The organism is Streptomyces sp. NP-1717 (assembly GCF_022695985.1).
GTDB lineage: Bacteria > Actinomycetota > Actinomycetes > Streptomycetales > Streptomycetaceae > Streptomyces.
On the sequence record NZ_JAAPBF010000194.1, the window covers coordinates 1 to 14,012 of the forward strand.

At 69.1% G+C, this 14,012-nt stretch carries 13 protein-coding genes and 1 tRNA gene; 8 read left to right on the plus strand and 6 right to left on the minus strand.

Translation table 11 applies throughout. The annotated features are described in order from the left end of the window. The first annotated feature begins 91 nt into the window (after positions 1 to 91). Positions 92 to 523, plus strand: coding sequence for an NUDIX hydrolase (locus GXP76_RS27920; protein ID WP_308354216.1), 432 nt, complete (start codon positions 92 to 94; stop codon positions 521 to 523). Positions 524 to 683: 160 nt separating this feature from the next. Here GXP76_RS27920 and GXP76_RS27925 read toward each other — a convergent pair whose 3' ends face one another. After that, the gene (locus GXP76_RS27925; RefSeq protein WP_242574387.1) at positions 684 to 1,697 is read right to left on the minus strand and encodes a hypothetical protein; all 1,014 of its coding nucleotides are present in this window, start codon (positions 1,695 to 1,697) and stop codon (positions 684 to 686) included. A gap of 139 nt (positions 1,698 to 1,836) precedes the next feature. On the opposite strand from GXP76_RS27925, the gene GXP76_RS27930 reads away from it, so the two are divergent. The 4 genes from GXP76_RS27930 (at position 1,837) to GXP76_RS27945 (ending at position 6,251) form a co-directional block, all read left to right on the plus strand. Further along, entirely contained in the window at positions 1,837 to 2,703 is an 867-nt protein-coding gene (locus GXP76_RS27930) for a bifunctional DNA primase/polymerase (protein ID WP_242574388.1), read from the plus strand. Next, positions 2,696 to 4,177 (plus strand): ATP-binding protein, encoded by a 1,482-nt coding sequence (locus tag GXP76_RS27935; protein ID WP_242574389.1) that lies wholly within the window; start codon positions 2,696 to 2,698, stop codon positions 4,175 to 4,177. Before GXP76_RS27930 ends, GXP76_RS27935 begins: the two co-directional genes overlap by 8 nt. 442 nt (positions 4,178 to 4,619) lie before the next feature. After that, the gene (locus GXP76_RS27940) at positions 4,620 to 4,808 is read left to right on the plus strand and encodes an AlpA family transcriptional regulator (RefSeq protein ID WP_242574390.1); all 189 of its coding nucleotides are present in this window, start codon (positions 4,620 to 4,622) and stop codon (positions 4,806 to 4,808) included. Positions 4,809 to 4,865: 57 nt separating this feature from the next. Continuing rightward, a complete protein-coding gene (locus GXP76_RS27945) occupies positions 4,866 to 6,251 on the plus strand; it encodes a tyrosine-type recombinase/integrase (RefSeq protein ID WP_242574391.1) in 1,386 nt (461 codons plus the stop codon). A gap of 139 nt (positions 6,252 to 6,390) precedes the next feature. On the opposite strand, the gene GXP76_RS27950 is transcribed toward GXP76_RS27945, so the two are convergent. The 3 genes from GXP76_RS27950 to GXP76_RS27960 all read right to left on the minus strand — a co-directional run bounded on the left by GXP76_RS27950 (position 6,391) and on the right by GXP76_RS27960 (position 7,529). Beyond that, positions 6,391 to 6,480 (minus strand) — tRNA-Ser (locus GXP76_RS27950). A gap of 160 nt (positions 6,481 to 6,640) precedes the next feature. Continuing rightward, positions 6,641 to 6,946, minus strand: coding sequence for a hypothetical protein (locus GXP76_RS27955; protein WP_242574392.1), 306 nt, complete (start codon positions 6,944 to 6,946; stop codon positions 6,641 to 6,643). A 55-nt stretch (positions 6,947 to 7,001) separates the two neighbouring features. Next, positions 7,002 to 7,529, minus strand: a complete 528-nt coding sequence (locus GXP76_RS27960; RefSeq protein WP_242574393.1) for a hypothetical protein — start codon at positions 7,527 to 7,529, stop codon at positions 7,002 to 7,004. Positions 7,530 to 7,764: 235 nt separating this feature from the next. Here GXP76_RS27960 and GXP76_RS27965 point away from each other — a divergent pair, with 235 nt between their 5' ends. Both GXP76_RS27965 and GXP76_RS27970 read left to right on the plus strand, forming a co-directional pair. Further along, the gene (locus GXP76_RS27965) at positions 7,765 to 9,261 is read left to right on the plus strand and encodes a family 43 glycosylhydrolase (RefSeq protein ID WP_242574394.1); all 1,497 of its coding nucleotides are present in this window, start codon (positions 7,765 to 7,767) and stop codon (positions 9,259 to 9,261) included. A 164-nt stretch (positions 9,262 to 9,425) separates the two neighbouring features. Next, positions 9,426 to 11,207, plus strand: a complete 1,782-nt coding sequence (locus GXP76_RS27970) for a hydrogenase maturation protein (protein WP_242574395.1) — start codon at positions 9,426 to 9,428, stop codon at positions 11,205 to 11,207. Between the two features lie 49 nt (positions 11,208 to 11,256). Here the strand turns inward: GXP76_RS27970 and GXP76_RS27975 are convergent, their stop codons facing one another. After that, a complete protein-coding gene (locus GXP76_RS27975) occupies positions 11,257 to 11,706 on the minus strand; it encodes a GNAT family N-acetyltransferase (RefSeq protein ID WP_242574396.1) in 450 nt (149 codons plus the stop codon). A gap of 233 nt (positions 11,707 to 11,939) precedes the next feature. On the opposite strand from GXP76_RS27975, the gene GXP76_RS27980 reads away from it, so the two are divergent. Further along, positions 11,940 to 12,569, plus strand: a complete 630-nt coding sequence (locus GXP76_RS27980) for a dihydrofolate reductase family protein (RefSeq protein WP_242574397.1) — start codon at positions 11,940 to 11,942, stop codon at positions 12,567 to 12,569. 314 nt (positions 12,570 to 12,883) lie between these two features. On the opposite strand, the gene GXP76_RS27990 is transcribed toward GXP76_RS27980, so the two are convergent. Next, positions 12,884 to 14,012 (minus strand): S1C family serine protease (locus GXP76_RS27990; protein WP_242574398.1); only part of this gene is annotated, 1,129 nt, incomplete at its 5' end.

Here is a 14,012-nt window from a genome sequence, read left to right on the forward strand (position 1 = left end):
ACCTGCGAAGTAGAGGCCCCTAGAGGGGGTTTCACACCCCCGCCCCGCACCCCTCCACAGCACCAAAACCACACCCACAAGGGAGACCCGCGTGAGCGACACCGAGACCTTCGAGACCATCCGCTACACCGCCGATGTGATCCTGCTCGCTGTCGGACGCGTCCTGCTGATCGAGCGTGGCTGGGACCCGTACGAGGGCATGTGGGCGCTGCCCGGCGGGCACGTGGACGCCGGGGAAACCAGTCTGGCCGCCGCGGCTCGCGAGCTGGTTGAGGAGACCGGCATCACCGTGGCCGCCGCCGATCTGTGGCAGGTGGGCACGTTCGACGCCCCCGGGCGTGACCCGCGCGGCCGTTACGTCACCGTCGCCTACGCCGCCACCCTCCCGGAGACCGTCCAGCCTATGGCGGGCGACGACGCCACCGCCGCCCGCTGGTGGCCCCTCGACGCGCTCCCGGAGCTGGCGTTCGACCACGCCACCATCCTCAGCGCGGTCATCGGGTCGACCAACCCCGACGAGTAGACGCGGCCAGTCCTACGAAACTTCACGTGAAATAACGTGATCACGCTCGTCCGGTTCACGCGTCTGAACACCAACAAGCAGCAGTGAGGGCGGCCCCGTTCGGCAAAGGATGGGGGCCGCCCGCGTCTTCCGGTGCTTCGCGCAGCCGGGATCCTGTGGGTTAGTCAAGAGGCCAGCCGGCGAAGCCGTCGTCGGTCTGATAGACCAGCGCGATCTTCTGCTCTGCGAGGAGTTTCTTCACGTCGGGCGTCGGTTCGCTGGGCAGCAGCACGCCGACGCGAAGCGTATGGCTGTTGGGTACGTGCCGGCGGTAGTCGGCAAGCTGTCCAATGGCCATGCGAACGTTGGCCCGGGTTGTGAGCCCCTTGGCCTCGTACAAGGCGTGGTCGTTGACGTCGTACAGGTCGGGGGTGAGTGTTCCCGGCTCGCCTTCGATGGTGAACTGGAAGCTGTGCGTCTTGTGGCCCGCCGCGGCAAGATGCGCCACGAACGCGGTCACCAGCTCCCCCTCGCGCCGCAGCACCTTCCGCTGGCCGGCAGGGATATCCGCGACGGTCTCTGACGTGGTGTGCTGCTCGGTCTTCTTGACCTTTGCGCCGCTCTGCTTCGGAAGTACGACGGGCACCGGCACCACGACTTCGGGGTCCGTGATCTCCATGGTCGTCTGTGTGGCTTCCGGCTGCTTGTCAGCTTCCGTCCAACCGGGCGTCGTGCCCGGCGCGGGACGGAAGCGGAAGACCAGCACATCGCGCATCACGTGGTTCTTGCCGGGGCCGCGGCGAATGTCGTACGGCGTGATGGGGTCCAACACCATCGGCCCGATGTAGCGCTGCTGCATCGCCCCGCCACCCGGCACCTTGCCGTGGGCGACGAACAGGTGCACCTCGCGCCCCTTCGCCGCGGCAGTGATCAGCGAGCCGTTACGGCCGGAGGGCTTCTGATCCCCCTGGGCGCCAGCGCCCGTGTACAGGTACAGCGGCCCGAACTCATCGTCATCGGCCCGACCGTCGAAGGTGTAGCCGTACTCCTCCCCGGCAGTCGGGTCGGAATAGACGAACACCTTCCCCGCGTCGGCAGCCGGCTCGATGCCCTGGAACGTGCCGCAGCCGAAGGCCGCCGCGATGGCTTCGCGCGTGGTGATAAGACCCGGCACAAGATCAGCAGTGGTCAGCATGCAACGACCCTAATCGTCGCCACTGACACTGCGCCTCCGCGTTTCCCGCGGCAGGCACAAGGGCGGCCCCCGTCTCGCCAAAGTCCGGGGCCGCCCTCATCCAGCACACAACTCAACAGTGGAACTGGAGGAGTCCAGCATGACTCAACCGACCCCCAACAGGCGAGAGCGCCTGATGACTGCCGCGCTGGAGTTGGCCGCCGCCGGTGTGCCGGTGCTGCCCCTGCGGGCAGGGAAGCTTCCGTTCGGGAACTGCCCGGCATGCCGTGGCAACGTCTGCGGTGGGCGGCCGAACATGAAGACCGCAGGCGCGTGCGTCTGCCCGGCTCCGTGTCACGGATGGGCCGCCGCGACCATTGACCCGAACGTCCTCAACTCGACGTCGTGGCGGCGGGCGTGGTGGGAGGCGCGGGCGGTGGCTTATCACCCCGGCGGTGCCGGGCTGACCGTCGTGGACCTCGACAACGCGGAAGCCATCGCGTGGGCCCGTGCGAGCCTGCCCGCCACACGGACCGTGCCGACGACTCGGGGTGAGCACTGGCTCTACCGGGGCGCCATGCAGGGCGCCAACAACGTGCGGCCCGGCGTCGACATCAAGTCGACCATGGCTTACGCCCGTTGGCTCGGTCCTGGTACCGGCCCCATGGCGCCCCTGCCGGACGTCGTGCGCGCCTTGACTGTGAAGAAGCCGGCCCCGGCCCGATCGGTGGCCGTCACGGTGCCCGCCATGGTCGGGGGCGGGGAGTGCCCGCACCGCACGCCCACGTATCTGGACCGTGGCATTGCCATGGCGGAGCAGCGCATCACGGAGGCGCGTGAGGCGGTCCACGCGACCGTGTACCGGGTGTTCCTGGCGGTGCTGTCGACGCACGGCCGGTGCGGGTGCCTCACCGAGACGCACACCGCGCGGCTGTTCATCGCAGCGCAGGCCAAGGGCGAATCGCCGAGGCACTGCACGGACGCGTGGACAAACGCCATGACCACGTTGGGACTGGGCCATGTCTGACGACGACAAGACTCCCGCCCGCGAGGTCATCGCGGACTATGCGCAGGAGCATTTCCGGTACTTCCGCACCGCCGACGGGACCGTGTACGCGCAGAAGAACGGCCACCCCGTGGCCCGCCCGATCCGCTCCCAGGGCACCACGGGCAGCCACCGTCAGGAACTCATGGTCGGCCTGTTCAAGGACGGCATCGGCGTCTTCAACGGGTCTGCGCTCAAAGAGGCGTTGGACCTGATCGAAGCACTCGCGCTGTCCGAGGACGTGCAGCCCGTCCACATCCGCGTGGCGCCCGGATTCGACGCGGTGACATGGCTGGACCTCGGGCGCGACGATGGGAAGTCCGTCCGCATCCACCCCACGGGGTGGGACATCACCGTCCCCGACCCGCGTGAGGTGTGCTGGCGGCGGACCCAGCTCACCGGGGAACTGCCCCTGCCCGTCAAGGACACCGACGGCAAGGGCATCGACCTCCTGATGCGGCTGTGCAACTTCGCCACGGCAGAGACCGAGTGCCTGGCACTCGCGTGGCTCATCGGCTGCCTCGGACCGTCCGTTCCCGTGCCCGCGCCGTTCCTCACCGGCCCGCAGGGCGCGGGCAAGTCCACCGGTGGGCGGATGCTCGTGCGGATCATCGAGGGCATGAGCGGCGACCTGCGCCGGGCACCGAAGGACGAGGAGAACCTGATCGCGGCCGTCGCGGCCGGGTGGGTCACGGCCCTGGACAACCTGTCCCACATGACGCCGGACCTGTCCGACGCGATGTGCTGCATCGTGACCGGGGCCGAGAGCGTGAAGCGGGCCCTGTTCACCGATGGGGACGTGTTCCGCGTCGGCTACCGCCGGCCGCTCCTGCTGACCGGTATCGACGTGGGAGTCATCCGCCCGGACCTGGCGGAGCGCCTGTTGCCGCTGCGGTTAGAGCGGCCCCGCGTGAGGCGCACGGAGGCTGAGTTGTGGGCGGAGTACGCGGAAGTGCTGCCCGTGGTTCTGGGCTCGCTGCTGGACCTTGCGGTCAAGGTCCGCGCTGCCGAGGCGGAGACGCCGACCGATCTGCGGATGGCGGACTTCGCGCACCTGTGCGCGCAGCTCGACGCGGCGACCGGTCTCGGGGCTCTGCCCGCGTACCGGGCGAGTCTGGACGACCTGAACGACGACGTGATCGAGGGTGACCTACTCGCGCAGACCGTCCTCCGCCATGCCGAGACCATCGAGCCGTGCGCGGCACAGCAGATGACGTCCACCGAGTGGCTGTCCTGCCTCAGCCGCCTCTACAGCGGCGACGAACTGCGCTCCCTGCCCAAAGGGTGGCCCACCACCGGCAAGGTGCTGTCCGACCGGCTCAAGCGCCTCCAGCCCACCCTGGCGGCCAGGGGCGTGCTCATCGACTCGGGCCGCACAAAAGCGGGCCGCTTCCTCGAAATGACCCGCACGGCTGCCCTGACCGTGCCCCCGCACGAGCAGACGCAGGCGTTCTGACGCGAACGCGTGCGCTCAAGCGAACAGCAAGAGGAGCACCATCGTCTGAGCGTGCTCCTCTTGCTGTTCGGCGGAACGCCGCCCCAAGGTCGCGCCGCGAAGCGGCTCCTTCATCGCTCTTTGAGGCGCACCGCACCACTACAGCCAGCCCCTTCTTTGTCCTAAGAAGGAAGACGCTGCGTCACCTGCGTCACCCGGGCCCGAAGACGGCCGCTGACCTGCGCCAACAGCGGTGACGCAGACAGTCGGCTCTGCGTCATCCTGCGTCACCTGCGTCACCCGGTGACGCAGCCGATGACGCACCGGTGACGCACCGGTGACGCAGCACCCATCCCCCGCGTCACCCAAACCAGCAGGTCAGATCCCTAAGTGACGCAGATGACGCGGTGACGCAGAAATCCACACCTCGGACACACACGCACGGCCATACGCGAGGAGTGCCATGTCCCGCCCCAAGATGCTCAAGCTCCCCGAAGTGCTGGCAGAACTCGGCATGAGTCGAGCCGCGTTCTATCGGATGCGCGCCCGCTCTCAGGGCCCCCGTCTCATCAAGCTTCCCAACGGGCAGCTTCGCGTGCGTCGTTCGGATCTTGACGCATGGCTGTCCGGACACGAAGAACTCGCCGCCTGATCCAGCCGCACACCGAGAGGGCCCGCCAACCGGCGGGCCCTCTCTCATTGGAGAGCCATGCTCACGTACGACGTAGACATCTGGTCCATCAGGCAGCGCAAGGGTCGCCCGAAGCCGTTCGAGCTACGGTGGCGGGTCGGCGAGCGCTCCCACTCACGGAGCTTCAAGCTCAAACCGCAGGCGGAAGGACGGCAGTCTGAGCTGCTGGCCGCACTGCGCAATCGGGAGCAGTACGACGAAGAGACCGGGCTCCCTGCTTCGGAGTTCGAGGCACTGACGACGCCCACCTGGTACGAACACGCCACCGCGTACGTGCTGATGAAGTGGCCGAAGGCGGCGGCCAAGCACCGTGCCAGCATTGCGGAGACGTTCGCGACGATTACGCCGGCCTTCGCATCCAGTTCGCGTGGTGCCCCCGACGCTGTGGTACTTCGAAGGGCGCTCTACGGATGGGCGTTCCGCGCGGCACAGGACACGGACGGAAATCTGCGCATGCGATATCAGGTCGAGACGCCGCCTGCGGATATCGCGGCGGCCCTCACCTGGATCTCTGCGAACACGGTCAAGATGACCGAGGTCGGAAAGTCGGAACGGCTCCGGAGCGCGTTGGACGCGCTGTCCAAGAAGCTCAACGGGATGCCGGCGGCGGACAACACGGTGAACCGTAAGCGCATGGTTCTGAGCAACGCTCTGCGATATGCGGTTGAGCGTGGAACCCTCGCCTCGAACCCGCTCGGTCGCGTCGACTGGACCGGCCCCGACAAGGACGACGAAGTCGACTTCCGGTACGTCCCCAACCCGGACCAGGCCGCCGCCCTGATCGACGCCGTGCGGCAGCTCAGCGCGCGCGGTGCGCACATGGCCGCGTTCTTCGGCTGCCTCTACTACGCGGCCATGCGGCCGTCGGAGATCGCGGCGCTCAGAGCCGAGGACTGCAAACTGCCCGAGAGCGGCTGGGGTGAGTTGGTTCTTGCCGGGAGCCAACCCGAGGTCGGCTCGGGGTGGACCAACGACGGGCAGTCGTTCGAGCAGCGCGGACTCAAGCGGCGGGCCCGGACAGCCACTCGGTCTGTGCCCATCCCGCCAGTGCTCACCGCGATGCTCCGGGGCCACCGAGAGAGGTTCGGGGTGGCTGACGATGGCAGGCTGTTCCGCGCCGCGAAGGGCGGGCGAGTCCGGTCCACGGAGTACTGCGAACTCTGGGACTCGGCTCGACTCAAGGCCCTGTCGGCGAAAGAGGCCAAGACACCTCTCGCAGACGTGCCGTATTCACTCCGGCACGCCGGAGTGTCCCTGTGGATCAACTCCGGGGTGGACCCGATGGAAGTCGCGCAGCGGGCCGGCCACAGCCTCGCGGTCCTCTTCCGCTTCTACGCCAAGATCCTCAAGGGTCAACAGTCCCGCGCCAACGACCTCATTGAGCGAGGTCTGAGCGGGGGGTGAGTCCGCGGTTCTGGCCCACACATGGCCCACACGCACTGGTCAGCAGTGGGATACAACCGACTCAGGGTGAGACAGAGTGAACACAGAGGGCGGGCCCCCGGTTCGGGAGCCCGCCCTCTGACCTGCTAGTTCTCTGACCTGGCGGTGGGTGTGGGATTTGAACCCACGGTGACATCGCTGCCACGACGGTTTTCAAGACCGTTCCCTTAGGCCGCTCGGGCAACCCACCCACGCCCCGCCCACCAGCGGCGGAGCGGGTACAGCCTACCGGCTGCGGCTGGTTCGCCGTGGCGGTGATCCGTCTCTGGTTTCTGAGGTTCGGGCATGGGCCGTCAGCAGTGGTGGTGAGGCCGGGAGCCGACCGAAGCGCGCCCGGGGCCCGGGGGTCGTCAGTCGTCGTCCGGGTACTGCCAGTTGATGGAGGCCGTGGCGGCCGGCGCGAGGGTGTGGACCCGTTCGCGGAAGGCGGTTTCGAAGTGGGGGCGCCAGGCGTAGAAGCGGCTCACGCCGATCGGGTGGTCCGTCTCTCCGGAGATCCAGTGCCGTCCTTCCTCCACGCTCCACCCGAGGCCGACCTCGTGTTCCCGCAGGCCTTCCTCGCGGATCAGTTCGGCGAGTGCGCTCAGGACGGACTTGGCCTGCGCCTCGTCGGCCAGCCCGTGCACCTCGAAGTCGAGCATGACGTTGACACCCATGAGCCGATGGTAGGCAACCGGGTGCGTACGGGGTCCCGATACGAAGAGCGGGCTGTCAGGGGTAGTACAGCGATGCCTTCTCCAGGACGTGACCCGTGAACATTCCGCCCCATACGACTCCGCCCCGGTACATCGTGGCGCGGCCGGCCCCCGGGGCCGGGGTCTGGACCACGACGGGGCGGCCTATCACCGTCGTTCCGAGGATTCGGGCGTCCGCGGCGGCCCACTGCGTCGCCGACGGCTGGACGTTGCCGCTGATCAGGGTGGGCAGGACCATCAGCGCGTTGCGGGCGCCCGGCAGGCCGCCGCGGAGGTCGCCCGCGTACTCCATGGCCCATCCGGTGAAGTCGGCCAGCACGGCGTCGTCAACCTGGGGGACGGCGGCGGCGAGGACGAAGAGCTGAACCTTCGTGCCGAACCACCGCGCCTTGCGGTCCGAGCGGCTGCCGATGACCACCTGGTGGCCGCCCCAGGGGGTCGTGGTCATCCTGCATCCGTCGGCGGCGAGCCGCCCGTGGAGTGCCTCCAGGTAGGCGGTGGCCGCCTCTGCCGACGGCGTCCCGTCGGTTCGCTGCTGAGTCATGCGCAGATCCTCCACCCCCGGCGCACCGAGGGGAAGAGGAGGTCCAACACCCCTGTGACAGCTGCGCGTTGGACAGAACGAGAGGGGCACGGGTGTATTGACGAGTACTCAGGGACGCGGGCAGCATTGATGGAACGTGTACGTTCCTGTTGCTTACTGTGCGGGAATGTCCTTGTGGAGAACGTGTGCGTGCCGCCGACCCCCACATGCGGAGCTGCCGACGATGAACGTTCGAATGCTCAGACTCCATGCCAAGGCCGTCGCCACGCTGCTCGCCGGCTGCCTCGTCGCGATGTTCTCGCCCCTCGACGCCGGCGCCACCACGTCCAACCCCACGACCGCCGAGGCCGGCAACCCGTTCGTCGACGGCTGGTACGCCGATCCCGACATCACCGTGTACGACGACACCTACTGGGTCTACCCGACCACCTCGAAGGCGTACGGTGAGCAGACGTATCTCGACGCCTTCTCGTCGACCGACATGGTCAACTGGACGAAGCACGAGAAGGTGCTGACGACGGACGACGTCTCGTGGGCCGAGTACGCGGTGTGGGCGCCCGCGCCGGTCGAGCGGAACGGGAAGTACTACCTGTTCTTCGCCGCCAACGACATCCAGAACGACTCCAGCCTCGGCGGTATCGGAGTCGCCGTCTCGGACAAGCCCGAGGGGCCCTACTCGGACGCCCTGGGCCGCCCGCTCGTCGGACAGTTCCACAACGGCGCCCAGCCCATCGACCAGGACGTCTTCATAGACGACGACGGTCAGGCGTACATGTACTACGGCGGCTGGGGACACGCGAACGTGGTCAAGCTCAACGACGACATGACCAGCCTCGGCACATTCGCCGACGGCAGTACGTACAAGGAGATCACGCCCGCCGACTACGTCGAGGGCTCGCAGATGTTCAAGCGCGACGGCGTGTACTACCTGATGTGGTCCGAGGGAGGGTGGACCGGCCCGGACTACTCCGTCTCGTACGCCATGTCCGACTCACCGACCGGCCCCTTCGAGAAGATCGAGAAGGTGCTCGCCCAGGACCCCGCGGTCGCGAAGGGCTCAGGGCACAACTCCGTCGTCAACGTGCCCGGCACGGAGATCTGGTACATCGTCTACCACCGCAGGCCGCTCAGTGAGAGCGCGGGCAACAACCGCCAACTCGCCTACGACCGCATGTACTTCAACGCCGACGGCACGATCAGGCCCGTGGCGATGGAAGTCAGGGACAACTTCGCCGACGGCAACTCCCTCGGCTGGAAGACCTACGGCGGATCGTGGTCGGCCGGTCACGGGAGCTATCGGGCCAAGAGTTCGCCGGGCGGCAAGGCCCTGCTCGACACCAATTTCGCCGACTTCACCTACGACGCCGATGTCAGGGTCACCTCGGGGCGCGGCGACGCGGGCCTGGTCTTCCGCGCCGCGCGTCCGGCGGTCGGCGTCGACAGCTACGCCGGCTACTACGCGGGCGTCGGCCCGACCGGCAAGGTCGTGCTCGGCCGTGCGGACGACGGGGCCTGGACGCAGTTGGACTCCGTCCAACTGCCCCTTCCCACCGGGCCGGACCACCATCTGCGGATCTCGGCGGTCGGCTCCGCGATCGAGGTGTACGTCGACGACATGGCCACGCCGGCGATCTCGGTGACCGACGACACGTACCGCGGCGGGGCCAACGGAGTACGGGTCTTCAACACCGCCGCCGCCTTCGACAACGTCTCCGTCGACAAGGCCGGCTGAGCCGGAGAGTCCGCGACGGCCCGGCCCCCGTAGCACCGGTCGGGTGTCTCCGGGCTCGCCGCCGGGCGGGGCTTCCACGACGGCGGGCGGGCTCGGGTCATGATCGCCGATGGCCGGCGTCCGGGCCTCGGGCCGGCGTAACGGAGCTGGTCAGGGAGCCGGTCATGAACATCCTGCTGGTCGCGAGTGCCTTCAACAGTCTGACCCAGCGCGTCTTCGCCGAACTCGGGGACCGCGGACACCGCGTCGGTCTCGAACTGGCTCTGGGCGACGACTCGTTGCGCGAAGCCGTACGCCGCACCGCCCCGGAACTGATCGTCGCACCCCTGCTCAAGACCGCGATCCCGCCCGACATCTGGTCCGCCCACGTCTGCCTGATCGTCCATCCCGGTCCGGTCGGCGACCGTGGGCCGTCCTCCCTGGACTGGGCGATCCACACGGGCGCCGCCGACTGGGGGGTGACGGTCCTCCAGGCCTCGGGAGAGATGGACGGCGGGGCGGTGTGGGCGTCGGCCCGGTGTCCGGTCCCGGCCGGCGTCGGGAAGAGCGACCTCTACCGCAACGAGGTCTCCGACGCCGCGCTGGAGGCGGTGCTGCTCGCCGTGGAGCGTTTCGCCTCGGGAACGTACGTCCCACGGCCGCAGGAGACCGCTGGTCCGGGCGCGGAGGTGTGCGTCCGCCCGTACTTCGCGCAGGGTCTGCGGCGCGTGGACTGGGCGTCGGACCCGACCGAGGCCGTCGTACGTAAACTGCGCGGCGCCGATTCGCAGCCCGGTGTCCTGGACGAACTCCTCGAAGAGGAGTGGTATCTGCACGGCGGCCACGCCGAGGACACCCTGCGGGGGCGCCCCGGCGAACTGCTCGCCACCAGGCACGGCGCGGTCTGCCGGGCGACGGTGGACGGTGCGGTGTGGATCCCGGAGCTGCGCCCCCGGCGCCGGGCGGGCGGCCCGGCCACCTTCAAGCTGCCGGCGGTTCTCGCCCTCGGCGGCCGGCTGCCGGCGCTGCCCGAGATCGCACCGCCCCGGCGACAGCCCGAGGAGTTGCCCGGTGGTCCCCGGACCTGGAGCGACATCCGCTACCGCGAGGACGGTCAGGTCGGCTTCCTGTCGTTCACCTTCCCAGGAGGCGCGATGAGTACGGAGCAGTGCCGGCGCCTCCTCACGGCGTACCGCTTCGCCTGTGCACGGCCGACCACGGTGCTGGTGCTCGGCGGCAGCCGTGACTTCTTCTCCAACGGCATCCATCTGAACGTCATCGAGGCCGCCGCCGACCCGGCGCGGGAGTCCTGGGAGAACATCAACGCCATGGACGACCTCGTGGAGGCCGTTCTGACGACGACGGACCGGCTGGTCGTGAGCGCGCTCGGCGGCAACGCGGCGGCGGGCGGCGCCATGCTGGCCCTGGCCGCCGACCAGGTCTGGTGCCGTGGCGGAGCCGTACTCAACCCGCATTACCGGCTGATGGGGCTGTACGGCTCCGAGTACTGGACGTACACGCTGCCTCGCCGAGTGGGGGCCGCGGAGGCCGAGCGCCTGACGGGGCGGGCCCTTCCGGTGACGGCGGCCCGCGCGCGTGAGATCGGGCTCGTCGACGTCGTCATCGACAGCACTCCCCAGGACTTCGGCGCCGCGGTCGCGCGCCGTGCCGCGCGTCTCGCGTCGGCACCGGGTACGCAGCAGCGCGTCAGTGAGAAGAAGGCGGCCCGTGAACGGGACGAGGCGGTCGCGCCGCTGAGCGCGTACCGGGAGCGTGAACTGGCCGAGATGCGGGCCACGTTCTTCGACCCCGGCGCGCCGTACCACTCCCTGCGGGCCGCCTTCGTAAGGAAGGTGAGGCCGTCGTCGACGCCGGAACATCTGCGGGCGGGAACGTCGCCCGTCGTCCGGGGTGCGCGCACCCGCGGTGCGGCGAGCGACGCGGCTCTCCCCAGCGGATCGCTGTAGGACGCGCCGCCGGTGGGTGCCCGGTGGTCCGCCGCCGGTCCGCCGCCGGCTACAGCGGGCGTTCGAAGCAGAGGGAGTTGTCCGACTCCGCGTAGGCGCCGAAGGCCGGAATCGGTCCGTAGCCGGAGCGGGTGTAGAAGCGGACCGCGTCGGGCTGGGCATCTCCCGTCTCCAGACGGAGGCTTGACCAGCCCTGCTCCCGCGCCCACTCCTCCAGCGCGGCCAGGACGCGCGGCGCGACGCCCGAGCCGCGGGACGCCGGCGCGACGTACATACGTTTGATCTCACCGATTCCCGCGCCGAGAGCACGCAGTCCTCCGCAGCCCACCGCGGTCCCGTCATCCTCGTACGCGACGAAGAAGACGGCCATGTCCGCCTGCGACGGGGGCACGCCTGGTTCGCTGTCCGGTGTCCCGTACCGCTCGGCGATCTCGGCCCGCTGCCGGGCGCGGAGGGCGACCGCGTCCGTGTCGTCCCACATGACCTGTTCGACCTTCATGTGGGTGGATTCTGCTGAACGCTCGTTTCGAGCGGGTAAAACGGGCTCCGGAAGCCGATGATCAGGTGCCGGTGGGCGGTGCCGTACGGCCGTGGACGGCCACGCGGAAAATCCGTGGCTCCCCGGCTGTCGATCCCGGGCTGTCCCGTTCGCCGTATGAGTGGGGCCGCCGACCGGCGCGGCACGCAGGACGTACGTACGTCGTACATGTCGTACGAGCGAAGGAAACGCGCATGCGAAAACTGATGGTGACCACATTCGTCTCCCTCGACGGGGTCATGCAGGGGCCCGGCGGCAGTGACGAGGACCGGGACGGCGGCTTCGAACACGGCGGCTGGTCCGTACCGCACTTCGGGGCCGATCTCATCGAGCGGATGACCACCGTGGTCCGCCGCGCCGACGCGCTGCTCGTCGGACGCAGGACGTACGACATCTTCGCCGCCACCTGGCCACTCGCCGAGGCCGACGACCCGATCGGGTCGAAGATGAACAGCGTGCGCAAGTACGTCGCGTCGCGCACGCTGGACACCGTGTCGTGGCAGAACTCGACGCTGCTGACGGGCGATGTCGCCGAAGCGGTCCGCTCGCTCAAACAGGAGAGCGACGGCGGCGAGATCCAGGTGCACGGCAGCGGTGATCTGATCCAGACGCTGATCGAGCACGATCTCGTGGACGAGTTCCACGTACTGGTTTTCCCGGTGCTCGTCGGCTCCGGCAAGCGGCTCTTCGGGAAGGGCACCGTCCCGGCGGGGCTGAAGCTGCTCGACACCACGAGTTCGGACAGCGGTGTCGTCATCAGTACGTACGCGCGGGCCGGCGAGGTCGAGTACGGGGCCATGGGCCCGGAGACCGGCAACTGGTGAGCGACGGAGGAGACGGAGGAGACAGAAGAGACGACATCCGCCCGACGTCGTAGACAACCTGCGCGTCGGGGAGCGGATCGAGGCGATGGGCGCGCGTGTCACCTGGGACCTCGATCTGGCGGAGGGGTGCGTCCAGGACGCGTACGCCGCCGCTCTCGTCGGCTGGACGCGCGGCGGCGTACCGAACGGGTCCGGCGCGAGGCTGACCACCGCCGCCGTTCGTGGTCCCGGACCGCGCACACGAGCCCCGGGACTCGGCCGTCCCGGGGCTCGTGGAACACGTGCGAATCCTCGCCGATCCGTTACCGCTTCCCTTACTGCGAATCACCCTTGCGCTCGCCCAAGGTGACGTCGACCTGCGACTCCTTGCCACCGCGCGTGTAAGTGATCTTGATCTTGTCGCCCGGCTTGTGCGTCCAGATCTCGCTGATCAGCGTCGGGCCGCTGTCGATCTGCACGTCGTTGAACTTCGTGATCACGTCACCCGACTTCAGCCCCGCCTTCGCGGCCGGGCCGTCCGGCGTCACCGCCGGGGTGCCGCCCCCGCCGTCGCCCGAGATGGTCGCGCCGTCGCCGCCCTCCGCCATGGAGACCGTCGCGCCGATGACCGGGTAGACGGGCTGGCCGGTCTTGATGAGCTGCTCGGCGACGTTCTTCGCCTGGTTGATCGGAATGGCGAAGCCCAGGCCGACCGAGCCCGACTGCGCCCCGCCGCCGCCACCGCCGCCGCCCGAGGGCTGGATGGCGGAGTTCATGCCGATCACCGCGCCCCGCGCGTCCAGCAGCGGACCGCCGGAGTTGCCCGGGTTGATCGAGGCGTCGGTCTGGAGGGCGCTCATGTACGAGTTCTTGTCGCTGGAGCCGTCGCCGGAGGCCACCGGGCGGTTCTTGGCGCTGATGATGCCTGTCGTGACGGTGTTGGAGAGCCCGAACGGCGCGCCGATCGCGATCGTCGAGTCGCCGACCGCCACCTTGTCCGAATTGCCCAGGGCGAGCGGCTTGAGCCCGGACGGCGGGTCCTTCAGCTTCACCACGGCGACGTCGTAACCCTCGGCGCGGCCCACGACCTCGGCCGCGTACTCCTTGCCGTTGGAGAAGGTCGCCGTCAGGTCGCCGCCGTCGGCGGCCGACGCCACCACGTGGTTGTTCGTGAGGATGTGGCCCTGCTTGTCGTAGACGAAGCCCGTGCCCGTGCCGCCGTCGCCGCCCTGGGCCTGAGCCGTGATGGTCACGACGCTCGGCAGCGCCTTGCCGGCCACCGCCGCCGTGCTGCCCGCCTCGCGCTTGAGCGCGGGGGCGTCGGCCGCCGAGACCGTGGTCGATCCGCCGCCGACGCTGTCGTCGTTACGGTCCGCCGCCCAGTAGCCGATCCCGCCGCCGACCACACCGGCGACCAGCGCCGCCGCGAGGACCGCCGCGATCAGACCGCCGGGTCGCTTACGG